Genomic DNA, 23,455 nt, shown 5'->3' with positions numbered 1-23,455 from the left:
GCCTATGAGGATCCGGGCGCCGACCACTACGAGCAAAAGTATCGCGAGCGTGTTGTCAAAGGCTTGCACCGTCGGGCTGCTGAATTTGGCTTCACCCTTCAGGCTGTAGAAGGTGTTTCTTAGGAAGGCCTCGGCCTTCTTCGCCCGCGAACTGAAGTGATTCACCGATTGATCGCTCAGCAGCAGCAGAAGAAGGCCGGGGTTGCGCGGCTGTGCCGGCTGCTGGGTGTCAGTCGGTCGGGCTACTACGCCGCGCAGCGCCGCCCCTTGCGTCCAGCCTTGCACTGCCCGGTAGCCGCTTCCTTGAAAGCCCTGTTCATGAACTGCGGGCGTACCTATGGGAGCCGTCGCCTGCAAGCCGCGCTCAATGGCGAGGGCGTGCATGTAGGGCGCTACCGAGTCCGCCGGCTGATGCGCGAGCACCGGCTTCGGCCAGTCTGGAAGCGCAAGTTCGTGCACACGACCAACAGCAAGCATGACCTGCCGATAGCCTCCAATATCCTGGCCCGCCGGTTCGATCCTCCGGCGGCAAACCAGGCCTGGGTGGCGGATATCACCTACATCCGCACCCGCCGAGGTTGGCTGTACCTGGCTGTGGTGATGGACTTGTATTCGCGCAAGATCGTTGGCTGGGCGATGGCCCCGAACATGCCGGCGGAACTGGCCTGTTCGGCGCTACAGATGGCGATTGCTCAGCGGCAACCCGCGCCGGGCCTGATCGTGCACTCGGATCGTGGTAGCCAGTACGCCAGCGAGGTCTATCGCGCGCTGCTCAGGCGGCATGGCCTGATCTTGAGCATGAGCCGCAAGGGAAATTGCTGGGACAACGCGGTCATGGAACGCTTCTTCCTGAACCTGAAAATGGAGCGGGTCTGGCAACGTGACTACGCCAATCATGCCGAGGCTATGAGCGACATCGCCGACTACATCGTCGGCTTCTACAACAACGTGCGCCTGCATTCCAGCCTGGGCTATCTGCCACCCACCCGCTACGAGCGCAGGCCACCCAAACAACCTATCGAAGTGTCCGAAATTATTTGACCACCACATACCCATCACCATGACCGCATGGGTTTCGCAAGCTCAACCCATCCTACGAAAAGCACCTCGGCGCGGCCTGCAAGACATCTGGCGTATCTGCGCTTCGCGGTCCTGGTCCATCGTCCTGTCCTCGCTTCATCGGGCGTGTAGAACCACTGACTGCGGGCACAGTCGAGTGTTCATGTGCCACGCACGAAGGGAGCGGCCGCATGATCCACGCCGAGAACCGCCGTATCGTCATCGCCACCTCGCCGCAGGCCGAACCGGCGCCCGAGGATGCCTGCAGCAACCGCGAACTGGCTCGCTGGCTGGCGGAAATCCAGGGGCTGGAGTTCTTCGACGGCCCGCCCGCGGAACGCGACCCGCGGCGGCGCTACTACTGGGTGCCCAGCGAGACCCTGGTGGGCCGCGAGCAGGCCCGCCAGCTGGGCGTGCAGGGGCCGCTGGACCTGTTCGGCGGCTACGTCGAGCAGGCCCACCAGGCCGGCAAGGCCATCGTCCACCCGCTGATTGAGCAGGCCGCGCTGACGCCCAAGGGCTGGGCGGCCGGTTTCGCCGAGCGGGTGGCACCGGTGGTGCTGGATGGCCACAGCGCGTTCTGCCGCCAGGACGCCTGGCGCTGCGCCAGCGCGCGCCTGCCGCGGGGGCCGCAGCGGCTCAAGCCGGCCGGCGCGCGCGGTGGCCTGGGACAGCGGGTGGTGGCCGATGCGGATGAACTGGAGGCCGCGCTGGCGGGCTACGACGAGGCGGACTACCTTGCCGGCCTGGCCATCGAGGACGACCTCGGCGAAGTGCGCACCCACAGCGTCGGCCAGGCCCAGGTCAGCGGCGTGCTGCTGTCCTACCACGGCTTCCAGCAGCAGAACCGCAACGCCCGCGGCGAACTGGTCTACGGCGGCTCCGACCTGCTGGTGGTGCGCGGCGGCTTCGACGCCCTGCTGGGGCTGGACCTGGCCGCCGAGGTGCGCCTGGCCATCCAGCAGGGCCGGGCCTTCGACCGGGCCGCCAGCCAGTGCCTGCCGCATTTCTTCGCCTCGCGGCGCAACTACGACGTCGCCCAGGGCATCGATGCCGCCGGCCGCGCGCGCAGCGGCGTGCTGGAGCAGTCCTGGCGCGTCGGCGGCGCCAGCGGCGCGGAACTGGCAGCGTTGCAGGCCTTCGTAGCCGATCCGGCGTTGCAGGCGGTGCGTGCTTCGTCCTTCGAGATATTCGAGGACAAGGCGCTGCCGGCCAATGCCCGGGTGATCTACCGCGGCTCCGACCGGCGTGGCGACTTCCTGTTGAAATACGCCATGGTGGAGGACCTATGACGCCTTATGACGAGCGCGTCGACATCGATGTCGACTCCCTGCGCCTGCAGGGCAACTTCCTCAGCCCGCGCACCCACGTGCCCGGCGTGCTCTTCGTGCACGGCTGGGGCGGCAGCCAGCAGCGCGACCTCAAGCGCGCCCGCGGCATCGCCGGCCTGGGCTGCGTGTGCCTGACCTTCGACCTGCGTGGGCACGGCGCCGAGGAGCGCCAGCGCGAGTGGATCACCCGCGAGCACAACCTGCGCGACCTGCTGGCCGCCTACGACCGCCTGGCCGCGCACCCGCAGATCGACCCCGAGGCCATTGCCGTGGTCGGCACCAGCTACGGTGGCTACCTCGCCTGCATCCTCACCGAGCTGCGGCGCATCCGCTGGCTGGCCCTGCGGGTGCCGGCGCTGTACCGCGACGAGGACTGGGACCGGCCCAAGCGCGAGCTGCCCCGCGACGACCTGATGGCGTACCGCTCCAGCCGCGTGCCGGCGGCGAGCAACCGCGCCCTGCGCGCCTGCGCGGCCTTCTCCGGCGACGTGCTGCTGGTGCAGTCGGAGCACGACGACTTCATCCCCCGCGCCACCATCCTCAGCTACCGCGCCGCCTTCCAGCAGACCCACTCGCTGACCCACCGGATCATCGACCAGGCCGATCACGCCCTGAGCACCGAGCTGGCCCAGGACGCCTATACCGACATCCTGGTGCGCTGGATCACCGAGATGGTGGTGGGCGAGCGCGCCAACCGCCTGGTGCTGGGCTGACGCACGCCGGGGTGCTCCTTTGGGCGGCCAGGGAGGTGCGCCCGGCGAAGCTGTGCTTTGCTGAAGCGATTCGGTGGAGGAACGCCATGTCAGGAACGATCGCCAGCAACGCGCAACTGGTGGAGGACGCCCGCTATCGGTTGCTGATGGAGGCAGTGACGGACTACGCCATCTACATGCTCGACCCCAACGGCCTGGTCGGCAGCTGGAGTTCCGGGGCGCAGCGGCTCAAGGGCTACGAGGCGCGCGAGATCATCGGCCGGCATTTCTCCTGTTTCTACCTGCCCGCCGACCGCGAGGCGGGGCTGCCCGAGCGGGCGCTGGCCACCGCGGCGCGCGAGGGCCGCTATGAAAGCGAGGGCTGGCGCCTGCACCGCGACGGCTCGACCTTCTGGGCCCACGTGGTGATGGACGCGGTGCGCGACGACAGCGGCGAGCTGCTGGGCTACGTGAAGATCACCCGCGACCGCACCGCCCAGCACGAGACCGAGCAGGCGCTGCGGCGCAGCGAGGAGCAGTTCCGCCTGCTGGTCAACGGCGTGTCCGACTACGCGCTGTACATGCTCGAACCCGACGGCCGCGTGGCCAGCTGGAACTCCGGGGCGCAGCGGATCAAGGGCTACCGCCCGGAGGAGATCATCGGCCGGCACTTCTCCTGCTTCTACACCGTCGAGGATTGCAACGACGGCGTGCCCGAACGCAGCCTGAACATCGCCCTGGCCGAGGGGCGCTACGAGGAGGAGAGGCTGCAGGTGCGCAGGGACGGCAGCCGCTTCTGGGCCAACCTGGTGATCGACCCGGTCCACGACGAGGCCGGCACCCTGCTGGGCTTCGCCAAGATCACCCGCGACATCACCGACAAGCGCTACGCCCAGGAGGAACTGGAGCGGGCCCGCAACGAGCTGGTCCAGTCGCAGAAGATGGAGTCCCTGGGCCAGCTCACCGGCGGCGTCGCCCACGACTTCAACAACCTGCTCACGGTGATCATCGGTGGCCTGCAGTTGCTGCACCGGCACCTGCCGGCCGACGCCGAGCGCGTCCAGGACATCTGGCGCAACGCCCTTGAGGCCACCCGCCGCGGCGCCCAGCTGACCCAGCGGATGCTCGCCTTCGCCCGCAAGCAGCGGCTGTTCCCGCAGCCGATCGAGCTGCCGACGCTGCTGCAGGACATGAGCGAGCTGCTGCTTAGCTCGCTGGGGCCGACCATCACTATCGAAACGCGCTTCCCGCTGCACCTGAACCGGGTGATGAGCGACCAGAACCAGCTGGAACTGTCGATCATCAACCTGGCGACCAACGCCCGCGACGCCATGCCCCAGGGCGGCGCCATCACCATCTCGGCGCGCAACGAGACGCTGCTGGACGGCCAGCGCACCAACCTGGCCGGCGGCGACTACGTGTGCCTGGCGGTCTCCGACACCGGCCAGGGCATGGACGCCGAGACCCTGCGCCGGGCGGCGGAGCCTTTCTACACCACCAAGGCCACCGGCAAGGGCACCGGCCTGGGGTTGTCCATCGTCCACGGCCTTGCCCAGCAGCAGGGCGGCGCACTGATATTGCACAGCGCGCCTGGGCAGGGCACCACCGCGGAAATCTGGCTGCCGGCGGTGCTCCCGGCGGCGGACGGCGAAGCGGACGACGCCGAGGACACGGCGGCCCAGGCGGCGCTGCCGGAAACGGTGGAACTGCGTGTGCTCATCGTCGACGACGACCCGCTGGTGCTGACCGGCACCGCGGCCATGCTGCTGGAGCTGGGCTGCGAAGTGCGCCGCGCCGACTCCTCGCAGCACGCCCTGGAGCTGCTGGAGAAGGAAGGCGATGCGTTCGACCTGCTGCTGACCGACTACGCCATGCCCGACCTGGACGGCATGCAGTTGATCCAGCGCGCCCGGCAGACGCACCCGGCGCTGTGCTGCGTGTTGATGAGCGGCTATTCGGCGCGCCTGGAGGGCTGCCCGGCGTCGCTGCGGCGCCTGGCCAAGCCCTTCGACCGCGAGCAGTTGCTGGCGCTGCTGGTGGAGGTGCAGGCCGAGGCCGGAAAAACCGAACCAAACTGAGGCGCCGCGTCCAAAGCAAGGGTGACAGCCACCCTTGCCCAGGAGGTACGCCATGGCCCCGTTCACCGAACTCCAGCGGCCCCAGCCCGAGCAGCCGCCGACGCTGCCCGAGCGGGAAAGCCAGGTGCCCGAGGACTTCCCCGAGGAGGTGCCCATGCAGCAGCCCCCGGAGGAGCCGCTGCCGCCTCCGGGCTCACTGCTCCAGGTATTCGCCGCTGCCGGCCATGCTCTGCCCCCAGAGTTCGAGGAAGGCGAAGGCCGTGGTCAGTAGCGCCAGGAAGCCGAAGCCGAGGATGCAGCCGGCATAGAACACCGCCTTGCGCTGGCGCAGGTGCATGAACACCGGCAGCCCGCTGAACAGCAGGAAGGCCGAGCAGGCCGTGGCCAGCGCGGCGGCGAGCAGCATCAGCCAGCGCGAGGGCACCAGCGCCACCACCCCGGCCAGCATCAGCGGCACGGCGATGGTGGTGGTGAAGGCCATGCTGCGGCCGATGTCCGGCCGGCTCTCGGTGCGGAACAGCACCCAGCGCACCAGGTAGGCCATGATCACCACCCCGCAGAGAAAGCCCAGGTAGCACCACAGCGCCAGCAGCGCGCCGCTGCTGGCGCTCAGGTACTGCGTCTGGTCGTTGCCCGGCAGTCGCCAGCCCACCTGGGTGGTGCCGATGAACAGGCAGATCGCCGGGATCAGCGGCAGGGCCAGCCACAGCGGCACGAAGGCCCGCGGGTGACGGTCGACGCTGGCGCTGAGGTCGCCCCAGGCGTGTTTCGGTTGGGTCAGCAGGGTCGTGAACGGGATCATCGATGAGCCTCCTTCCGTTGCGCCGGGCTGTCAGCGGGAATGCTTGCTCTTGCTACCGGCGTCCGGCAGTTCGCTTTCCAGCAGCGAGCCGGGGTCTTCGTTGCCCGGGTCGTTGATGCCCGGATCGCTGATGCCGCCGTTGGGCGGCGGGGTGGTTTCCTGCAGGGGGATGTCCATCGGCAGGACGGCGGCGCCGGAGACCTCCCTGAGCCGCGGCAGCAGTTCGTCGCGGAAGCGTTGCTGCTGCTCCTCGGACAGCGCGGCGAAACCGTGCTCGAGGATGTAGCGGGCGAGGATCTCCTCGCGGCTGTCCGGTTCCAGGCTGCCCTGGGCGAACAACTGCCGCAGCGCGGCGGTGAATGCGGCGTCCTGATGGTCGTTCCAACCCATGTGCCGGTCCTCCTGTAGGTCGATGGCTGGCCGCCGGCATGACCCCGGCGGTCTCTCGGAGGACTGGAGGGCGGCGGCCATGTTCAGCCACCGGGACGAACGGTACGCCGCCGCGGCGCCGGTCCAGGCGATGGAACCTTGGCCGCTCGGGCCGGCCCACCGCAGACATCGACTGTGCCGAGGAGGTGCGCCATGACCCCGTTCGTCTCCCTGATGCTGATCGCCGTGGCGGTGATCATCGTGCTGCTGGACCTGTGGGCCATCGTCAGCGTGTTCCGCAGCGACAAGGGCGTGAACGCCAAGGCCCTGTGGGCGCTGCTGATCGCCATCTTCCCGGTGGTTGGCCTGGCCATCTGGGGCATCGCCGGGCCCCGCGGCATGGCGCAGCCGCCGGGCTCGGGGGAGCACGGCGAGTGAGCGGCCCGGGCAGGGCAGGTTCAGTCGGGCAGCAGCGGGTTGCGCGTGTTCTTCAACCGCTCGACCTGTTCGGCCGGGGTGCCGATCAGCAGGTGGGCGAACAGCCAGGGCTCGACGCCCATGGCGCGGGCGTGGATGCACAGCTCGGCCCAGCCCTTGCGCAGGCGGTAGGCCTGTGCGTCTTCGTTTTCCTCGAGGCGGGACAGTTCTATCTCCCGGGCCAGGGCAGGAACGCGGCGAAGAAACTCCGCCACGGCAGCCTGCCGCTGCGCGGAGTTCAATAGGATTTGCATGAGGAGGGGAGGAAAAGCCTGGTGAAGGGAAAGGCCCCGAGAACATCCAGGGAAATATGTAGCAGAAGACCTGAAAAAGTACGCCTGTAAGTGCGGTGGCTCAAGCGAAAAAGGCCATCAGTTGAAATTATGGATACGACGTTGCGCGCAAATTTCGAGCAATTCGTCGTATGCCGCGGATTCACTGGGCGCGAAGAAGCGATAGCATCATTTGGATATCAGCATGATGCGGTCATCGGCCGGCAATCCTTCATGCAATATGCGGGAATCGGCTTTATCGGTTCGATTTTTCAATGTCGATTGCGCCATCTGCCAGGCTCTGCCTGAATAGTTATTGCGAACTCCCCTTGATATGCACGCCCCAGGGACGGGGTGCTTTTTTCAAGCATCCATTCACGCCCTTGCCGATGCATTTCGGCGCATTGGTGAGGTCGGCGTCTGCCTGGCCACCGCCATCCACCTGCTCAACGGGCTGTACGACGCGCGCAGGAGCACCAGCCGGTGCTGGCCATCGTCGGCCAGCAGGCGGTGACCTCCCTGGGCAGCGATTACCAGCAGCAGGTTGAACAGGCTTCTTCGGGACCGGAGAAGCGGCTTCAGCGGAAGGTCATATGTCTGCGCAACGCCTTGAGTCTTTCCAATTCTTCGCTCGGCGTGCCGAGCAACATATGGGCGAACAACCAGGGCTCCAGCCCCGAATGCTTGGCTTGCGCGCAAAGTTCGCCCCAGCCCTTCCTGAGTCGATAGGAGTCCAGATCCTCGTCGCTTGCAAGTTGTGAAAGTTCTATCTCTCTGGCCAGGGTGGGCACCAGGCGCAGAAAGACGTTGACCGCCTCTTGTTGCTGTTGCGGGGAGAGCAATCTTTCCATCGGGCGACTTCACGATATGGGGTTGGATTTCTGCAAGACGCCGACAGGTTGCGGAAGGGAAAACTAAGGTAAGCCCCGGACTGTTTCAAGGCGGAAAATCGGCGTGAAGAAATTTTGAATATAACCTTGGCGAGGTTTTTTAAAGTTGCCGGTTATAAGCAGAAAAGTTGCCGATGGCAGCGCCGCGATAGCCAGTGGATATCAGGCGAATTACACGGATTACATGGCAAAATGCACGCCTTATCAGGAGCTTGTGAAGGGTTTCAACAGTATTTTCAATGAATGTGGAAGCGCCCTGGGCTTGTACCTAGAATCACTTCGGTTCCTTTGTTCAGATGCCTCGCTTCAGGGATGAAGCTTCTTTTTCCCCACTCTGATTGCACCCGGCGCAGCCGTTCGACCGCGCCGGGACGCCGCTCATTTGCGCGCCCCTTCAGGGCGAGATGGGGTCGCTGGCCGGAAAGGTTTCCTCCAGCGCGTTGTCCACGCGCTTTTCCTGGCTTTCGCGAGCCGGCCCAGGGATGACGCCAGGCGCTGCCTCGGCATGCCCGTCCCCGTGGCCGAGCAGCGCCGCCTTGACCCGACAATGGCCGGTCAGGCCGCGCTTGACCATCAGCGCCGAGGCGCCCACTTCCAGCCAGCCCTGCAGGCCGCCGCGACGAAAACCGTTGCGCATCCCGGCCAGGCCCAGGGCCACCGAGAACAGCCGCTCCCAGCGGCCCAGATTCTGTGCACTCATCTGTTGTCCCTCTGTCTGCATGGGCGGATGGACCTCAGGCCGCCAGGGCCTGGCCGATGGCCTCGTTGAAGGCCGGCAGGTCGCTGGGGTTGCGCGAGGTGATCAGCGTCCAGCCCTGGGCCGGGCAGACCTTGACCTGCGCGTCCACCCACTCGGCCCCGGCATTGGCCAGGTCGGTGCGCACGCTGGAATAGGAGGTCAGCGTCTTGCCGGAGACCACGCCGGCATCGATCAGCAGCCAGGGGCCATGGCAGATCGCCGCGACCGTCTTGCCGGCCTCGGCGAACTCGCGGACCAGGCGCTGCGCATCGGCATCCTGGCGCAGGGTGTCGGCATTGACCGTGCCGCCGGGTATCACCAGGGCGTCGTAGTCCGCGGCGCTCAGGCCCTGGAGCCGGGCATCGGAATTCACCGTTACGTCCTTCTCGCTGTCCTTGAGCCAGGTCTGGGCTTCGCCGCCCTGGATGCTGGCATGGCTGACGCTGGCGCCCTGATCCTTCAGGGCCTGCAGCGGGCGCAGCAGTTCGTCGCGCTCGATGCCGGCGTTGGCGGTGATGATCAGGACTTTCTTGCCTTGCAGGTTCGCACTCATGATCGGGCTCCTTCGCTGAAGCGCCACGCGGGCGCAGTGGCCGGCCACGCCTCGCGGCGCGGCACTCACCAGGCTTTGGAAGCCGTGGCGGCGGCGAGTTCGAAAGAATTGCCCAACGGAACAGCGCGCCGCTGCTCGGTGCGTTCGAACCCATGGCGGGCCGGGCAGTCGCAACAGGCAGGGCCGGCGCGAAACACCGGCAAGCCAACGAAACGAACAGCGCGGGAGACACGCCATGAGCTACGACTGGGACCTGATCGAACAACTGCTGCTACACGCCCAGCAATGCGCCGACGAACCCTACAAGGCCCGCGAGTACGGCGAGGAGGTGGCCGAGGAACGCCTGGCCCAGGGCGAGCCGCTGGGCGGCAGCGTCGACCACATCAAGCGCGTGGCCGGCGACCTGGAGGGCGTGCTGTTCGACGGCGGCTTCATCCAGGACCGGCCGCGAGACCATGGCGGCACCGGCAACAACTTCGAGCTGACCGAGCGTGGCGTGCGCCTGCTGACGCTGATCGGCCGCAGCTTCCCGGAGCACCTGGTGTTCCGCCGGCTGCTCGACGAGCAGGGCGAGGAGGCGCTGAGCGCGGAAACCTTCGACGCCCTGGCCGCAAGCGCCGCGCGGGACCGAATCGACGACAAGCCGATGATCTGAGGCGAGGTGCAGCGATAGACATTGGTCTGCGGGGAAAAGTGCTCATCGAAGTCATCGCCGCCAATGTCCACTGGCATTTGCAAGTCACTGAAAAAAGGGCCGAAAGGCCCTTTTTTCGTTCCAGCGAAAACTACTGGAAATCATCCCGCCCAGCCCTCCCTTCCGCCGAGCCCCGGACAGAAAAGACCGCCGGGTTGCCCTGGGCGGTCTTTTCAATTGGCGGCCTCGCCCATGCGCAAGCCGCCGCCGGACGCGCGACCCGGGCGGAATCGATCGGCTCGCGCGTCCCGCGCCTCACCAGTTGTAGCTCACCTTGGCCGTGATCTCGCGGCCCGGGTTGTAGTAGTCCGCGCTACCGCGACCGACCACGTGCTGCTCGTCGAACAGGTTGCTGACGTTGATGGCCAGGTCGGTGTCCTTGAGGAGCTGGTAGTTGAACGCGGCATCGAACAGCGTGGTGGCGTCGCTCTTGCCGGTGTCGTTGAAGTCGCCGAAATAGTAGGCCCCCGTATAACGGGCGCCCAGGCCGACGCTGACGTCCGTTCCCGGCACGCTGTAATAGCTCCAGAGCGAAGCCGAGTGCCTGGGTGCGGAGACGAGCTGGTTGCCCTTGATCGACACGACCTCGTAACCCGTCCCGCTCCATACCTGCAGCGCACCGCGAAGCACCTCGGTGTCCATGTAGGAGTAGCCGCCGACCAGGCTCAGGTTATCCGTCAGCTCGGCCTTGACCTCCAGGTCCAGGCCTCGCACGCGCTGCGAGCCTACGGTCTGCTGGTCGATGACGCCGTTCGGCTGTACGACCGCGGTGGCGACATCGTCCTGGGTCAGCTGGTAGACGGCAGCGGAGAACAGCGCGTTCATCTCCTGCGGCGAATACTTCACACCCACTTCGTACTGGGTGCCGCGCTCCGGAGTGACGCCGACCTCGGGCGGGGAAACCGACTCCACCATGCTGACGTAGGTGGAAACCTCGTCGTTGACGATATAGGTCAGCGCGCCGCGGAAAGAGTTTTCCGAGAAATTGTCCGAGGACTTGATGCCGGAGAGGTGGTCGGTTTCGGAAACGTCCATGGAGTCGTTGCGCATACCGGCGGTGACGATGAAACGCTCGAAGAACGACAGGTTCTGCTGCAGGAACACCGACTTGATGGTGCTGTCCTGGTCCTTGTCCTGGTAGACGATGGCCGGCGAAACGCCGCGGTATACCGGGTTGGCAACGTCTATCGGGTCGGCGGAGCCGTAGACGGAGACGTTCTTGGCGGAGGAGTCGAGATATTCCACGCCGACGATGCTGCTGCTGTCGATGTTCTCGAAGCGCGCGTCGTACTGCAGCATCAGGTTGCCGTTGAACTGCTTGGCGTCGCTGTCGGAACCCAGGTAGCCACGGTCGACCAGGGTTCCGGTATGCCCGGCAGCGTCGCTGATATAGGCATAGCCGTATTCATCGCTCAGGTCGCTGTGGCGCAGGTTGCTGCGCAGGGTGAAACCGTTGTCGAAATCATGGGTGAAGTTGGCGCTGACGTTGGTGCGCTCGACATCGTGGAAGTTGTAGCTCGGCTCGCCGAAGAACTTGTCGCGGTCATACTCCCTATCCATCGGGTAACCGCCACTGTTGGGCGTGTTGTCCTGGCGCAGGTGGTCCACCACCAGGGTGGCGGAGGTATAGGCCGTCGGCGCCCAGGTCAGGCCGCCCATGAGGAAGTTGTTGTCGTCCTGGGAGTGGTCGTATTCGCGATCGCTGTCCTGGAACTTGCCGGTGAAGCGGTAGGCCAGGGTCTTCTCTTCGTTCGCATCGCCGGTATCCAGGCCGGCCTCCATGTGGTTGAACGAGCCGTAGGTCGCATAGACCTGGCCGAACCTGTTGAAACGCGGCTGCTTGGTCACGAAGTTCACCGAGCCGCCCGGGTCGGCCGGGCCGAACAGCGTGGAGTTGGCGCCGCGCAGCACCTCGACGCGCTCATAGGCGAAAGGCTCCTCGCGCACACCGCGCATCGAGCCCAGGGTCAGGCCATCGCGGTAGGTGGTGGCTTGGAAGCCGCGAATCAGGAAGTAGTCGTTGCGGTCATCGGTGCCGTAGTAGTCGGTGATGGTCCCCGGGGTGTACTGCAGGATTTCCTCGGTCGTGCTGGCGCTGCGCTGCTCGATTTCCTTCTGGGTCACGACGGAAACCGAGGCCGGGGTGTTCTGGATGTTGGTCGCCACCTTGCCGCCGACCCACAGTTCCCGGGTCACCACCGAGGCGGCGGGGTCGTCCGCTACCGCCTGGGCGTTGACGATGACGGGAGCGAGGCGATAGGGCTCCGCGCTTGGCGCCTTCTGCAGTCCATAGCTGCCATCGGCCTGCCGAACGGCTTCCAGGCCGGTTCCGGAAAGCAGCGCGGCCAGGCCGTCCGACACCGTGTAGCTGCCTTGCAGGCCCGGGCTGGTCACGCCCTCGGCCACGCTGCCGGCACCGACCAGATACACGCCTGCCTCGCGGGAAAAACGCGTGAGCGCGCTGGCCAGCGGGCCGGCGGGAATGTCGTAGCTGCGCTCGGCGCTGGCCACGACGCCGTCCCCGGCCATGGCGACCGGCGACCAGGCCGCCAGGCCCACGGCGCTGCCCGATAGCGCCAGGTGAAGCGCCAGGGTCAGCGGGCGCAGGGCAAAAGCGTGTGCGACAACACCCGGGTGGGCAGCGCGCGGGTGACAGCGGAGGGACATGGACGGCATTCCTCTGGGGACAAGGGTTGATGAGCGAAGACCCTCAACCGCCGATGCCATACGGCCCCTCGAGGCACCGATGCGGCGATGTTTCACGTCTTCTCACTGGGTAAACCAGCGAGCGGGCGAAACCCGGAACCCTTTTTCCGATTTTTTTTTGCCCGCCCGGCTCAGCGCCGGGCTTCGATGCTCGCCCACCAGGGCAGGGGCTGTTCGATACGGATCGGCAACGCTGAGGCCAGCATGCGCAGCACGCGCTCGGAGTCCTGGATGGGGAAGTTGCCGTACACCCGCAGGTCGGCCACCTCATCGGCAACGCCGAGGTGGCCGTGGCGATAGCGGCGCAACTCCTGCACCACCTCGCGCAGGGAGATGTTGTCGGCCAGCAGCGAGCCCTGGGTCCAGGCTTCACGGGCCGCGTCGGCGGTCTGGCTGTCACCGATGTGCCCGGCGCTGAAATGCGCCTGCTGGCCGGCCTTCAGCACGCGGACGGCGCCCTTGGCAGTGCGTATTTCCACAGCGCCTTCATAGACGGCCAGCCAGGTTCGCTCACCCTCGCAGCGCACGTTGAAGCGTGTGCCCAGCGCTTGCAGGCGCCCATGCCCGGTCTCGACGTAGAAGGGGCGCGCGCCCTTGGCGGTGGCGATGAACACCTCGCCGCGCACCAGCGTGACGCGGCGAGCCCGGGCACTGAACGCCAGGTCGATGGCGCTGGCGGTGTTGAGCCAGGCGCGGGAGCCATCGGCCAGGGTTATTTCATGTTGCTCGCCGGTGGCGGTGCGGTAATCCGCGCCCCAGGCCATCAGGGCGGGCGGCAACAGCGCTTCCCGCCAGCCCAGCCAGCCGCACAGGGTGCCAGTGCTGACGGCTGCCATTGCGGTCAGCAGCCGGCGGCGCGAATGCATGCGTTCGGCGGCGATACCCAGCGCATCGGCGGCCAGGTGCGTGTCGGGCCGGCCGCGCAGCGGCTCGAAGTTGCGGCTGACGCCTTCGACATAACGCCAGGCCTGCTCGTGCATCTGATCCGCGCCCAGCCATGCCTGCCAGTGGGCGCGCTGCTGGGCGCTGGCCTGGCCGTCACGCAGGGTGGCGTACCAGTAGGCCGCCTGCTCCAGCACGGCGTGCGAGGGCAGGGGGCTTTCGTGACCGGGGTTCGCCATCAGTAGAGCGGCTCCTGGCGCAACGCGGCAGCCGTCTCGCCGGCGCGCAACGTCAGGCACGCGAGCATGGCCTGGGCCACATACTTGCGCACCATGCGCCCGGAAACCCCCAGCTGCGCGCCGACCTCGTCGTCGGTCATCTCGCACACCACGGCGAGGGTAAAGGCCCGTGCCGCCTTGGCGGACAGCGTCTGCAGCATGCAGCTGATTTCCTCCAGGGCTTGCAGAACCGCGGCCTGCCGCTCGGCGGAGGGGCACTGCTCTTCCGGCAGCGCCGCCAAGGTGTCGAGCCAGGCGCGTTCGATTTCCTGGCGCCGCCACAGGTTGATGCACAGGTTCTTGGCGGTGGTTCGCAGGTAGGCGCGCACTTCGGCCATGCTGGCGAAGCGTGGCTGGCTGGCCCCGCCGATCAGCCGCAGGAAGGTGTCGTGGGCCAGGTCCGCGGCATCGCTGGCGTGCCCCAGGCGCCTGCGCAGCCATGCCTGCAGCCAGCCGTGATGGTCGCAGTACAGCGTCTCCAGCGATGGGGGAGTGGCATAGGCAGATGAGCTCACAGACAGTCACCACGCCGCCGGGTGGTGTCCCGCGGCCATCAGAGTCTTTTGGTAAATGAGAATCGATACTAATCATCACATAGCTTGCCATTGGCCAGCAACTCGGCGCCGCTGCCGGCGCTGCGGTTTGCTCGCTCGGGCAAGGTTTTGCTCGGTTGCTTTTACGTTCTGGCGAATTGCGGCTTGTGATCCCGGACCAATTCGACCTCGAGCGTAGCCTCTGGATCATTCCACCCTACATCGTGCCTCTGTCTGTTCAGGCGATTGAAATCGTTCGTTACATGGCCTCGTCGGCCTGGTCGGTCAGGTAGTCAAGGCCACGCCCTTGCGCCAGCCGTAGCGGACGGCCGAGACGGGCAGGTGCTTTTCCCGGGTGTGAGTCACTCTGAGGCGATGAGCACAGAGCTTTGCAGGCTGAGTAGGTTTTCAAGCAAGAAGAAGGTCGCGCAGGCTGACTCAACCAGTTGCTCGTCATCCGGACCAACGCGATAAAGATGACCAACAAATTGTCCTGCTTCAGCAACATTACTGGCATCGAGTACTGAAGAAATTTGCGTATGTGCCTGCTGGCACAGCCAATGTTGGTCCGGAGCGCACTGCGACAGCTTCAGCATGGCCAATGCAGAGATCACTCGCGCAGATAGATCCTGCTGGGGGATTGGCGGCTTTGTTGGTTCCGCACTCTCGTGAGAGCTTCCCCAGTGTTCGGTCCAATAGGCGCAAGCCTGCAACGCCGATTGTCGATAGACATCTCCATACAGCCGTACCGCTTCAGCCATGCCCAGCATTGCCCAGGCCTGCCCGCGCGGCCAGGTTCCGGCCTCTTCCTGCCGCATATCGTCATCAATATCCGGAACGACATTCTCCCGCCAGGCGCCGTGCTCGGTTGCGAGATAGCGAAGGCAGGTCTGTAGATGCTGGTGCGCCTGTACCCTTCCTTTCGGGCCTCCATAGGAATGGAGTAATGCCAGCGTCGGAGCCAGCGCGTCGACATTGAGCGTGCGTGTTCCGGGTTCACCGGCACCCATGCCTGGGCCAGACGTCCAGCAACCCCATACGGGGTCAAAGCTTGCGGAGATGGCAAGAGCTGCGTGGCCCGCAAGCTGCTGGGCCGCTTGGTCTTTAGCGAACACCTGATGACCGATAGCTGCGCCATACCAGAAAACGAAACTGCGATTGATCGATGGTTCACTCAACAATGGTTGGAGTTGCGCTGACCAGGTTCTTGCTACTGCATGATCGTCGGCACTGCGCGTATAGGCGGCGCGCCGCCACCATAGCCCGGCCCAGAAGCCACCTAGCCAGGAGCCTCGCCGGGATAGCTTCCACTGTGTGGCAACGTCGGGGCGGAACAAAGGGAAACGGTCGCCGCATTGCGCTGCAATCTCATCCATTCGCTTGAAGATGGCATGGATAGCAGTTTGATAGAGATCGACTCCTTGCATCGGATCATTCCCTATGGCGCATGCACAGCAACAGCAAGCAAAGAACACCGCCTGCGATCAAAACACCGATCAAGCTCAACCAGGCGGCTGCGAAGTCCTGTGTGTGGGCCAAGAGCCACCCGAATGCAGGAGGACCGATAGCGAAACCGCCGAAGAACCCAACCGATAGCATGCCCGCCGAGGTGGCTGCTCCGCCGAATCGCTCATCCCGCAGTAGCATACTCATCGCAATCGCGTTGCTGGCGACCACGGTCAAGCCCATTCCTATAACACCCAGCCAGAGCGGCCAGTGCTGTTGTGCGTTGGCCTGGCGCATAACCGCCAACGTCAGGGCAGCGAGTACGAACAGCGTACCGAGCAGAACGGTTTCATCCTTCAATCTGTCAGCGATGGGAGTCAGCAGCACCCGGGACAGAATCCCCATGACGCCGAAACAGCCGACCATGGCTCCGATGGCGCTGGCTGACACACCCGCCTGGTTGGCATATACCCCGAGAAAGGTCATGAAAGAGGACAGTGCCAGACCAGCACAAAGTTGAATGGCCATTAGCATCGACAGCCAGGCATTGGGTACATACACGTGCAAGGAACGGCGTTGCGCTGCCCTTGGTCTGACAGGCACCCGGCGGGCTACCCATGCGGCCATAACCAATGCCACCGGCACCCAGGTTGCCAACGCACCACGCCATCCCCACATCAATACCAAGGGGGGAAGCGCCACACCGGCTAGCAATGCGGAAGCTTGGACGCCCGATTGCTTTAGGCCAACGACCCCGGCTTTGCGGGAGGCGGGTACGCCTTGGGCGATGGCCTGGTTGGTGGCCGGGTTTGCCAATGACTGGGCAATGCCGCAAAGCAACAATGCAGTGATCAATCCGCCGAAGCCGGGCAGGATTGCCATCAGCGAAAAGGACAGGCCCACCAACAGGAATATGCTTACCAGTCCTGTGCGCGTTCCTATATGTTGAACCAATGCGCCCGCCCACGGCGACAGGATAGCGGCAAGTCCGAAGGTGCTGGTGGTCAACCAGCCCAACTGCTGGCGGGAGATTTCCAAGTCGGTAATCAGGTACGGGCCGAGGATACCGATGGCATAGAAGATCATCATCGGCATGCCCATCGCCATCATCAGCAGCATGGGGAGTCCAGCCAACGAGGCAGGATGTTGGGGCTCAGCGTTCATTCCGAGGCCCTGGATAGGTGCAGGGAAGGGGAGGACGGATCGAACGGAGTTCCTGGCGCAGTTGCTGTCAGCAACTGTCGACCGATGGTACTGATCAGAGCGTCATCTGCCCCGTCCAGAATATGTGTGGTCTTGGCTCCCCGGTAGATGCCGGAGAGTGGTGTCCCGTCGCCCAGCCCCTCGGCTCCCATGATCTGGATTGCGCTATCGGCGGCCTCGCTTACGGCGTCCGATGCGGCCAGTTTGGCCAGGTTGACCTCAATGCTGTTGCTGATGCCTGCATCGAACTTGGAGGCGGCGTCAAGTACGAGGCCGCGTGCCGCTGCGATGCTGCGATACACCTTGTAGACCCGCGCCCGCGCCAGCTGTTTGTCCGCCAGCCTTGCCAGTTGGCCTTTGGGAGAGTGAATGCGCTGGCACATCAGATCGAAGCAGCGTTGTGCCTGGCCGAGCCAATGTGCCGAGCGCAGCAGTCGCCCTAGTCCCAATCGCTCCTGCATCAGGGCAATGCCCTGGCCGGGCAGGCCCAGGACGTGGTCCTGTGGGAGTTGCACGTTATTGAAGGCCAGCTCGGCCTGGCCTTGCCAACGTCCGAGCAGAGACAGCGGTCGCACCACCTCGAAACCTGGAGTCTCGGTCGGCACCACGATCATGGAGAGGGATTGTGTCACTGGACCTTCGGCAGTGCGTGCCACCACGGTCGCGAAATTCGCGACCTGCGAACGGCAGATGAACCACTTGCGTCCGTTGACATGCCAACACCCATCCCGCAGCTCGGCCCGACAGGTCATCGTCGCGGGAATCGAGCCGATGCTTTCTGGCTCCGACATGGCGTAGCTGGAAATGGCTTCGCCCCGCACCAGCGGTTGGAGGAAGCGCTCCTTGACCGCAGGGCTGGCGTGGCGCTTGAGCATGTAGGCATCGAGCGTTGCATCGGCGCCCAGAATGCCCGGCGCATATTCCGAGCGCCCTTCCTGCTCTGCCACCTGAATGTAATCGACCAGGCTGGCGAGTCGCCCGTCATGCTCCAGCGGATAAAAAATGCCGAACACGCCCGAAGCCCTGGCCAACGTCGACAGCTCCCGCGTCAGCGCCTTGGCTTCATCGTTCTCCGCAGCCAGGCGAGTTTCATGGGGCAATATTTGCTCATCAACAAACTGACGCACACGACGTGCCAGTGCCATCACTGGCGATTCGGCTGTTACCACGTCGTTCATGGCGAATACCTCCGTGATCTTGTCGCAAGGTGCTGACCAGACCGTCAGTCAAAATGAAGCCCCGTGCTTTCAACGGAGCACGGTGAAGCCGGCGTGTTGGATGCGTTCGATCAGTTGTTGTGGCGTGGTGCTGCTCGGGCTGTACTCGATGCTCGTCTTTTCGGCAGCGAAGTTGATGCTGGCCGGCCTGTCCAGCGCACATTCCACTGCGACCACGCAGGCGGCGCGTCATGCCCTTGATAGGCGGTGCCATCTCTTGGAATGTTCCAGTCGGCATACCGCAAGCACTCCTGGTGGATGAGCTCATGACTCAAAAGTCGAGAGATCCTTGCAGACCTCACTCAATGCTTGAATGAAGCGATCAGCCTCTGCCAATGACAGAACCAGAGGCGGCTGAATCCGCATGACACGATTGTTGTTAGCCGTCACGAAGGTCAGGATGCCGTGCTCCTGGGAGAGCTTGGTCATGATGCGCAGCACGAACATGTCTGCCAGTGTGGACTCAAGCTCCCGCATGGCCGCTTCCAGGTGTTCACGGGCCTTGATGGGCATCATTCGGTAGGTCGCTGCGGCTTTGGCGGGCATCCGGCTGGTCATATCGCGCACGAAAGCTTCAATGCCGTCCGAGACGTCGTTCTGGAACTCAATAGCGATCATCAGGCCTCGTCCACGCACCTCCTTGATGAAGTAGTGCTTGCGGGCCAGTGCCTCCAGTCCGTTTCGCAGGTGTGCGCCAACCAGGGCGGCATTGCCGGGAAGGTCCTCGTGCTCGATCACGTCCAGTGCGGCCAGGGCAGCGGCTGCTGCAAAATTCCCACCGCCAAACGTCGAGGTGTGCAATGCGAATCGATCGATATTGCCGTATGCGCGTTGCCAGACGTCTTTCGATGACAGCGTTGCGCCTATAGGCACCAGACCACCCGACAGGGATTTGGATAGCACCAGAATATCGGGCGCGACATTTTCCCACTGGCAAGCGAACATCTTGCCGGTACGGCCGAGTCCGGTCTGGATTTCGTCGAGAATCCAAAGGCATCCATATTCGGTGCACAGGTCCCTTACGACCTTGAGATAGCCATCCGGGGCCATGCTGACGCCGCCTTCGCCCTGGATCGGCTCCACGATGAAGGCCGCGACGTCCCCCCTGAGCAGCCGGTTTCGCAATGCGGAAACATCGGCGAAAGGAATCTCCTCGCAGCGCGGCAGCAGTGGTTCGAACACCTGGCGGTGCTTGTCTCGTCCTGTCACGGACAGGGCTCCCAACGTCTTGCCGTGATAGCCATTGGTGCAATAGAGCAGCGTGGATTTGTCGCTGGCGGCCAAGGCCAGCTTCAATGCCGCCTCCACGGCCTCGGTTCCCGAGTTGCTCAGGAAAACGCGCTCCAGCCCGGCTGGAGCCAACTCGGCCAGACGTTTTGCCAGCAGGCTGGCGTGCAGCGGCGCAGACAGGTACTGCACGAAGGTGGGATGCTGCTGTGTAAGGTAATCCTGCAGTCTGGCTGATATCTCCGGATGGTTATGGCCCGTATTGAGGCAGCCGTATCCCGCCACAAAGTCCAGATAACGGCGGCCGTCCAGATCCGTCAGCCAACAGCCTTGGCCATGGTTGAAGACGCGCTCGACATGATTGAACTCGTAGAATTCACGCAGAACGGGGTTGATGTGCGTGCCGAAGCAGCGCAGTACTTCTGAGCGAAGTTCCTGGGAGTCGGCATTCAAGTCGTATGCCGCCGCTGGCGGCCTGGTGCCGTGGAATAGCCGCAAGTCACGGAGCCGAGCTTCATCCACCGTTTCGCCACGGCTCGTCATGGGGTGAGGCAGAAAGCCATGTCTCTCTGCGATGCGGCCGATCTCGAGAACCTTGTCAGCGGGCAGTTCACGGCCGATGGAGAATGGCTCGGCGCGGCCCTCCAAGGCCAGTATCATGGTTTCGGCCAGGCAACCGTTGATGTTGCGCTTGGGCCCCAGGTCCAGAGCCATCGTCCCAAAGCTGACCGCATCGGTCGCCGATACCAGTCCGCCATCAATGACCAGGATATCGTCGCGTTTTTCCCAGCCCGGCTGCATGTCCTTTGGCAGGGCGGCATCCACAACCACGCTACCGGAAGCCAGTCGCCGGGAGTCGATGAGCCCACCGCTGGAGGTGGCGGCAACGAACAGCCGGACCTGGTCATAGCAATCCTCCAGATCGGCATGCAACGAGACTTGTCGATGGAATTGCGGTGGCAGGTGCTCCAGCAACGTATCGATCTGCTGTTTTGCGCCGCGATGCACCAGTCGCAACCGGCATCCCAATGGTGCCAGCAGGCAAGCAATGGCCAGCGCGATCGAACCGGGATACCCGAGAACGGCGATCTCTGCTTGTTCTGGCGGGATTTCCAGCGTGGATAGGACGTCCAGCAAATTCCTATAGGTGGCATACGTGGTCAACGAGTTGCCCGTCGTCACCGGAATCTGCGTGCGCTCCAGTGTCTGCAGGCCACGATTGCCAACGATGGACGTGAAGCCACCCAGTCCTACAAGTTCTGCCCCCTCGTCCTTGAGCGCATTGACACCTTCGACGACACGCTCGGCGATGCGCCTTGGCTGACTCAACATCTGCTCGGCCGTCAATGGCATGAACTGCAAGATGCCTTCACATTGCGATCCGCTGGCACTCACGATGCGGGTGAACTCAAGGAACGGAACCAAATTGCGGCGACGCCAGTGATCGGCGTCGTAGCCATTGGCCTGATCTTCAAGCATGCGGCCCGCCATATCGATCAGCTTGACCTGATGCAGCAAGTCCCGGGTGGTAGGATGGGCGATAAATCCGAATTTCATAATGTGTTCACTCCCCATGAGTACGCAGGCGACTCCAAGACTCTTCCGAGATCAGGCTCAAGCCATCGCCCTCCGAGTTGTGCCCAAGCCAGACATCGAAGAAATTGACGCGGCGCGGAGACACCAAGGCCTCGCCTAGAAGTTCCGGGCAGAACCGTCGGATAACGCGGCGATGAACCCTCACACCGCCTCCAACGTGCTCGACGGACTCGTCCTTCCACTCCGTCAATGGCACGTTGACCTGGCTGCAGCCGTTCAGCGTGTAGCGTTTGTCCAGATAGGTCTGAATCATGGAGAGCACGCCGTTGCTCAGATAGAAAACGGTGACATTGCCACCACGCCCAGCCACGCCACGGATCGACGAGCTAACCAGGCGCTGCTCCACATTCGGCACCACTGCGCGAGCACCGTCACCGATGAACGCCAGCACATTGCGTTCGTTCTTCAGGGAGATGTAGGGCAGCGACATCAGGCCGTCTCCCATCAAGGCCCGGCCATACCAACCGGAGAAACCGGGATCGGTGCGTGCCACGTTGCGCAGTGCCGACAAACCACAACGACCAACGTCGTAGATCCCGGTATAGCGATAGCCTTGCGACTCGATCAGGTCGACCACCAACTGTCCCAACTGATGGAAGAAATAATTGGGGGTCATCGGCATTGTCTCGATCAGGTCGCTTGGCTGAGCTGCCGGCAGCTTTCGCAATTGTTCGAGTCGCGCCCGACGCTGACGCAGTACTGCGTCGGCTACGTTTAGACGTGGTTCGAGATAGTTCAGGAAGTCCGCCAACCGAACGTCCAGCCCCAGCAGTGTGAATGGCGAGAGATGCGCCTTATTGCAGTTGACCTGGCCAATGCGGAAGTTGCGCTTGAGTTTGCCTTCCGAATACGGGGTAGCGGATTGTTCCACTTTGCCCTTGAGGAAAAAGAGCCAGGGCATGCCTTCCTCGTCAGAACTTTGTGCTTCCAGGAACTCATAGACCGCACGATTGAATCCATACATGGAAAGCGGTCCCAGATAGTTCGGTACGGGCACGCCATCGCGGAAAGCGGGCACGCTTCCCGGATGAATGATGCTGTCCACCAGGGCGATGCCGGCCTTTTCAGCCAGGCGAAGAATCTGCTTCCGCTCGTCCGACGTGAGCCGGCCGCAATGCCACAGCATCCGAGCATTGTCGTGGTTGATTGCGGCCACCGCCTGATCCAGCCGTTCGCATTGCGCGGAAGAAAGCATGGCTATCTTGGGGGAGGGGCGTTGCGTCACGATTGCTGGGATTTTCGACTGCGATTCCAGCACGTTCTGAGTCGCCAGGACAAACGTTGGGGCCGGGCGCTCGTCGAGCGTCTGGAAAGCATTCACAAGGCAAGTTGGCATGTCATCGGGTGTGCGCATGAACCCATGCCATAAGCCGCGTGCTGCGATAACTGCATGTCCGTCGCCGTCGGCATCGAGCGTACCCTGGAATGGATACCAGACCGTTTCCGGAGAGTCGGCGCAGACGATGATCCCGGGGGCCGCCGCACGCTTGAGGTTTGCCAGGGTGCCACGTGCTTCGTCGATCATGCCGGAGGTCATGGCCATGACATAGGCACGGCCATACAACTGCCAGCCGGCCAGCGCGCTCACGGCTAACGAGTGTTCGTTGTTACCGGTCAGGCAGCGGTTTTCCGTCCCCTGCAGCAGGGTCTTCATCGAGTCGATGAAGCCGGCGACCATGGAACCCGTGTAGAAGTGGAAATCCCATTGATTACCCCAGCGTTCAGTCATCAGGTGATGAATCTGGTGTGCCAGCGTCACATGACCGTTGGTTTTATGGTTCGCGCGCGCAAGCATGCGGTTGAAATGGGCATGCTCCAGATGATCCAGAATCAGCCGGAGGATATCGGCACGGCGTTGCCACGGATTGGAATGAGGCACTCGCACCAGTCGGTTGCCTCCCAGCCGGCACATCCACTTGCCCAGGACCTTTTCCTCGCACAGCAGCATTGCGGAGCAAGGGGAGGGCCGGGTCGGTGGCTGTTGCAGCGTAAGCGGAAGGAAGGGGTCGTCATCGAGCGGCTCTTCATGTCGCGTATCCAGCAACACGCACTCGACTGGAGATAACGTCCGGTCGTAAGTCGACAGGGCTTGGCAGGCCGTTGCCATCGAACTGAAACACCGCGAAAACAAGGTGGGAAGCTTGTCTTTGCGTTGTGAGCGCAAGTATCGGCACGCCTGCGCGAAAATCTGGCAATAGGGGAAGCACTCGTCGTCCGATGGCACATCGTATGGCGTGTCGGTATTGCCATTGAGCAGACCGTTCACGCTTTCCAATACCATGTCCAAGTCCAGTGCCAATTTTTTATCCTGGCTGACCAGGAAAACTCCGATCTTCCGTCTCTCTTGCTGCATATGCCCGCGTCCTCTCTGGCTTGGTGCCACTGCCCCATCCGGTGGGCTTCCGACCGTT

Annotated in this window: 19 protein-coding genes and 3 pseudogenes; 8 read left to right on the top strand and 14 right to left on the bottom strand. The window is 63.9% G+C overall.

The features are described from left to right. Positions 1-123 precede the first annotated feature (123 nt). The 4 genes and pseudogenes from QSJ95_RS20240 to QSJ95_RS20225 all read left to right on the top strand — a co-directional run. Positions 124-1,041: pseudogene (locus tag QSJ95_RS20240) on the top strand (IS3 family transposase); the annotation flags it as partial. Between the two features lie 209 nt (positions 1,042-1,250). Next, complete coding sequence (locus tag QSJ95_RS20235; protein WP_285644857.1) at positions 1,251-2,351, top strand: DUF3182 family protein; 1,101 nt, start codon at positions 1,251-1,253, stop codon at positions 2,349-2,351. Beyond that, complete coding sequence (locus tag QSJ95_RS20230; protein ID WP_285644855.1) at positions 2,348-3,103, top strand: alpha/beta hydrolase family protein; 756 nt, start codon at positions 2,348-2,350, stop codon at positions 3,101-3,103. Before QSJ95_RS20235 ends, QSJ95_RS20230 begins: the two co-directional genes overlap by 4 nt. 86 nt (positions 3,104-3,189) lie before the next feature. Next, complete coding sequence (locus tag QSJ95_RS20225; protein WP_064582923.1) at positions 3,190-5,160, top strand: hybrid sensor histidine kinase/response regulator; 1,971 nt, start codon at positions 3,190-3,192, stop codon at positions 5,158-5,160. Between the two features lie 193 nt (positions 5,161-5,353). Here the strand turns inward: QSJ95_RS20225 and QSJ95_RS20220 are convergent, their stop codons facing one another. Then, positions 5,354-5,962, bottom strand: coding sequence for a Yip1 family protein (locus QSJ95_RS20220; protein ID WP_009619841.1), 609 nt, complete (start codon positions 5,960-5,962; stop codon positions 5,354-5,356). A gap of 30 nt (positions 5,963-5,992) precedes the next feature. Further along, positions 5,993-6,352 (bottom strand): hypothetical protein, encoded by a 360-nt coding sequence (locus QSJ95_RS20215; protein WP_009619842.1) that lies wholly within the window; start codon positions 6,350-6,352, stop codon positions 5,993-5,995. Positions 6,353-6,544: 192 nt separating this feature from the next. On the opposite strand from QSJ95_RS20215, the gene QSJ95_RS20210 reads away from it, so the two are divergent. Beyond that, positions 6,545-6,769 (top strand): PLD nuclease N-terminal domain-containing protein, encoded by a 225-nt coding sequence (locus QSJ95_RS20210; protein ID WP_285644851.1) that lies wholly within the window; start codon positions 6,545-6,547, stop codon positions 6,767-6,769. 20 nt (positions 6,770-6,789) lie between these two features. On the opposite strand, the gene QSJ95_RS20205 is transcribed toward QSJ95_RS20210, so the two are convergent. After that, positions 6,790-7,023, bottom strand: coding sequence for a hypothetical protein (locus tag QSJ95_RS20205; RefSeq protein ID WP_177331073.1), 234 nt, complete (start codon positions 7,021-7,023; stop codon positions 6,790-6,792). Between the two features lie 418 nt (positions 7,024-7,441). Between QSJ95_RS20205 and QSJ95_RS20200 the strand changes: the two are divergent. Further along, positions 7,442-7,638, top strand: a pseudogene (locus QSJ95_RS20200) (thiamine pyrophosphate-binding protein); the annotation flags it as partial. Positions 7,639-7,658: 20 nt separating this feature from the next. Here QSJ95_RS20200 and QSJ95_RS20195 read toward each other — a convergent pair. The 3 genes from QSJ95_RS20195 to QSJ95_RS20185 all read right to left on the bottom strand — a co-directional run bounded on the left by QSJ95_RS20195 (position 7,659) and on the right by QSJ95_RS20185 (position 9,262). Next, positions 7,659-7,931, bottom strand: a complete 273-nt coding sequence (locus QSJ95_RS20195) for a hypothetical protein (protein ID WP_009619846.1) — start codon at positions 7,929-7,931, stop codon at positions 7,659-7,661. A gap of 433 nt (positions 7,932-8,364) precedes the next feature. Beyond that, positions 8,365-8,670, bottom strand: coding sequence for a YgaP-like transmembrane domain (locus QSJ95_RS20190; protein WP_009619847.1), 306 nt, complete (start codon positions 8,668-8,670; stop codon positions 8,365-8,367). Positions 8,671-8,704: 34 nt separating this feature from the next. Beyond that, a complete protein-coding gene (locus QSJ95_RS20185; RefSeq protein WP_285644846.1) occupies positions 8,705-9,262 on the bottom strand; it encodes a type 1 glutamine amidotransferase domain-containing protein in 558 nt (185 codons plus the stop codon). Between the two features lie 235 nt (positions 9,263-9,497). Here QSJ95_RS20185 and QSJ95_RS20180 point away from each other — a divergent pair, with 235 nt between their 5' ends. Beyond that, positions 9,498-9,917, top strand: a complete 420-nt coding sequence (locus QSJ95_RS20180) for a hypothetical protein (RefSeq protein WP_043274036.1) — start codon at positions 9,498-9,500, stop codon at positions 9,915-9,917. A 294-nt stretch (positions 9,918-10,211) separates the two neighbouring features. Here QSJ95_RS20180 and QSJ95_RS20175 read toward each other — a convergent pair whose 3' ends face one another. The 3 genes from QSJ95_RS20175 to QSJ95_RS20165 form a co-directional block, all read right to left on the bottom strand. Then, positions 10,212-12,623, bottom strand: a complete 2,412-nt coding sequence (locus tag QSJ95_RS20175; protein ID WP_285644843.1) for a TonB-dependent siderophore receptor — start codon at positions 12,621-12,623, stop codon at positions 10,212-10,214. Between the two features lie 170 nt (positions 12,624-12,793). Next, a complete protein-coding gene (locus QSJ95_RS20170; protein WP_285644841.1) occupies positions 12,794-13,783 on the bottom strand; it encodes a FecR domain-containing protein in 990 nt (329 codons plus the stop codon). Continuing rightward, positions 13,783-14,337 carry a sigma-70 family RNA polymerase sigma factor gene (locus QSJ95_RS20165; protein ID WP_009619857.1) on the bottom strand — a complete coding sequence of 185 codons (555 nt, stop codon included), beginning with the start codon at positions 14,335-14,337 and terminating at the stop codon, positions 13,783-13,785. The genes QSJ95_RS20170 and QSJ95_RS20165 overlap by 1 nt, the downstream gene beginning before the upstream one ends. Before the next feature lie 152 nt (positions 14,338-14,489). Between QSJ95_RS20165 and QSJ95_RS33035 the strand changes: the two are divergent. Next, a pseudogene (locus tag QSJ95_RS33035) lies at positions 14,490-14,621 on the top strand (integrase); the annotation flags it as partial. 96 nt (positions 14,622-14,717) lie between these two features. On the opposite strand, the gene QSJ95_RS20155 reads toward QSJ95_RS33035, so the two are convergent. From QSJ95_RS20155 to QSJ95_RS20135, 5 genes are all read right to left on the bottom strand, one after another. Next, on the bottom strand, positions 14,718-15,782 hold the full coding sequence (locus QSJ95_RS20155) for a glucuronyl hydrolase (protein WP_285644840.1): 1,065 nt from the start codon (positions 15,780-15,782) through the stop codon (positions 14,718-14,720). Between the two features lie 4 nt (positions 15,783-15,786). Continuing rightward, positions 15,787-16,920: an MFS transporter gene (locus QSJ95_RS20150; protein WP_285644839.1), complete on the bottom strand. Its 1,134-nt coding sequence runs from the start codon at positions 16,918-16,920 to the stop codon at positions 15,787-15,789. A 41-nt stretch (positions 16,921-16,961) separates the two neighbouring features. Continuing rightward, positions 16,962-18,182 (bottom strand): acyl-CoA dehydrogenase family protein, encoded by a 1,221-nt coding sequence (locus tag QSJ95_RS20145; RefSeq protein WP_285644838.1) that lies wholly within the window; start codon positions 18,180-18,182, stop codon positions 16,962-16,964. Between the two features lie 303 nt (positions 18,183-18,485). Next, a complete protein-coding gene (pigE, locus tag QSJ95_RS20140; protein ID WP_285644837.1) occupies positions 18,486-21,005 on the bottom strand; it encodes a prodigiosin MAP biosynthesis aminotransferase PigE in 2,520 nt (839 codons plus the stop codon). Positions 21,006-21,012: 7 nt separating this feature from the next. After that, positions 21,013-23,397 (bottom strand): decarboxylase, encoded by a 2,385-nt coding sequence (locus QSJ95_RS20135; RefSeq protein ID WP_285644835.1) that lies wholly within the window; start codon positions 23,395-23,397, stop codon positions 21,013-21,015. Positions 23,398-23,455 lie beyond the last annotated feature (58 nt).

Origin of the sequence: Pseudomonas sp. NBRC 100443 (assembly GCF_030268185.1) — a bacterium.
Lineage (GTDB): Bacteria > Pseudomonadota > Gammaproteobacteria > Pseudomonadales > Pseudomonadaceae > Pseudomonas > Pseudomonas citronellolis.
The sequence above is the reverse complement of the archived record's forward strand: the minus strand, read 5'-3'. Positions and strand labels throughout refer to the sequence as shown.

Bases quoted from the DNA above. Each gene is read 5' to 3' on its own strand.
- QSJ95_RS20150 (WP_285644839.1), bottom strand. From the start codon at position 16,920: ATGCTGCTGATGATGGCGATGGGCATGCCGATGATGATCTTCTATGCC.
- QSJ95_RS20170 (WP_285644841.1), bottom strand. From the start codon at position 13,783: ATGGCGAACCCCGGTCACGAAAGCCCCCTGCCCTCGCACGCCGTGCTG.
- QSJ95_RS20195 (WP_009619846.1), bottom strand. From the start codon at position 7,931: ATGGAAAGATTGCTCTCCCCGCAACAGCAACAAGAGGCGGTCAACGTC.
- QSJ95_RS20145 (WP_285644838.1), bottom strand. From the start codon at position 18,182: ATGAACGACGTGGTAACAGCCGAATCGCCAGTGATGGCACTGGCACGT.
- QSJ95_RS20220 (WP_009619841.1), bottom strand. From the start codon at position 5,962: ATGATCCCGTTCACGACCCTGCTGACCCAACCGAAACACGCCTGGGGC.
- pigE (WP_285644837.1), bottom strand. From the start codon at position 21,005: ATGAAATTCGGATTTATCGCCCATCCTACCACCCGGGACTTGCTGCAT.
- QSJ95_RS20210 (WP_285644851.1), top strand. From the start codon at position 6,545: ATGACCCCGTTCGTCTCCCTGATGCTGATCGCCGTGGCGGTGATCATC.
- QSJ95_RS20215 (WP_009619842.1), bottom strand. From the start codon at position 6,352: ATGGGTTGGAACGACCATCAGGACGCCGCATTCACCGCCGCGCTGCGG.
- QSJ95_RS20235 (WP_285644857.1), top strand. From the start codon at position 1,251: ATGATCCACGCCGAGAACCGCCGTATCGTCATCGCCACCTCGCCGCAG.
- QSJ95_RS20185 (WP_285644846.1), bottom strand. From the start codon at position 9,262: ATGAGTGCGAACCTGCAAGGCAAGAAAGTCCTGATCATCACCGCCAAC.
- QSJ95_RS20155 (WP_285644840.1), bottom strand. From the start codon at position 15,782: ATGCAAGGAGTCGATCTCTATCAAACTGCTATCCATGCCATCTTCAAG.
- QSJ95_RS20175 (WP_285644843.1), bottom strand. From the start codon at position 12,623: ATGTCCCTCCGCTGTCACCCGCGCGCTGCCCACCCGGGTGTTGTCGCA.
- QSJ95_RS20190 (WP_009619847.1), bottom strand. From the start codon at position 8,670: ATGAGTGCACAGAATCTGGGCCGCTGGGAGCGGCTGTTCTCGGTGGCC.
- QSJ95_RS20230 (WP_285644855.1), top strand. From the start codon at position 2,348: ATGACGCCTTATGACGAGCGCGTCGACATCGATGTCGACTCCCTGCGC.
- QSJ95_RS20225 (WP_064582923.1), top strand. From the start codon at position 3,190: ATGTCAGGAACGATCGCCAGCAACGCGCAACTGGTGGAGGACGCCCGC.
- QSJ95_RS20135 (WP_285644835.1), bottom strand. From the start codon at position 23,397: ATGCAGCAAGAGAGACGGAAGATCGGAGTTTTCCTGGTCAGCCAGGAT.
- QSJ95_RS20180 (WP_043274036.1), top strand. From the start codon at position 9,498: ATGAGCTACGACTGGGACCTGATCGAACAACTGCTGCTACACGCCCAG.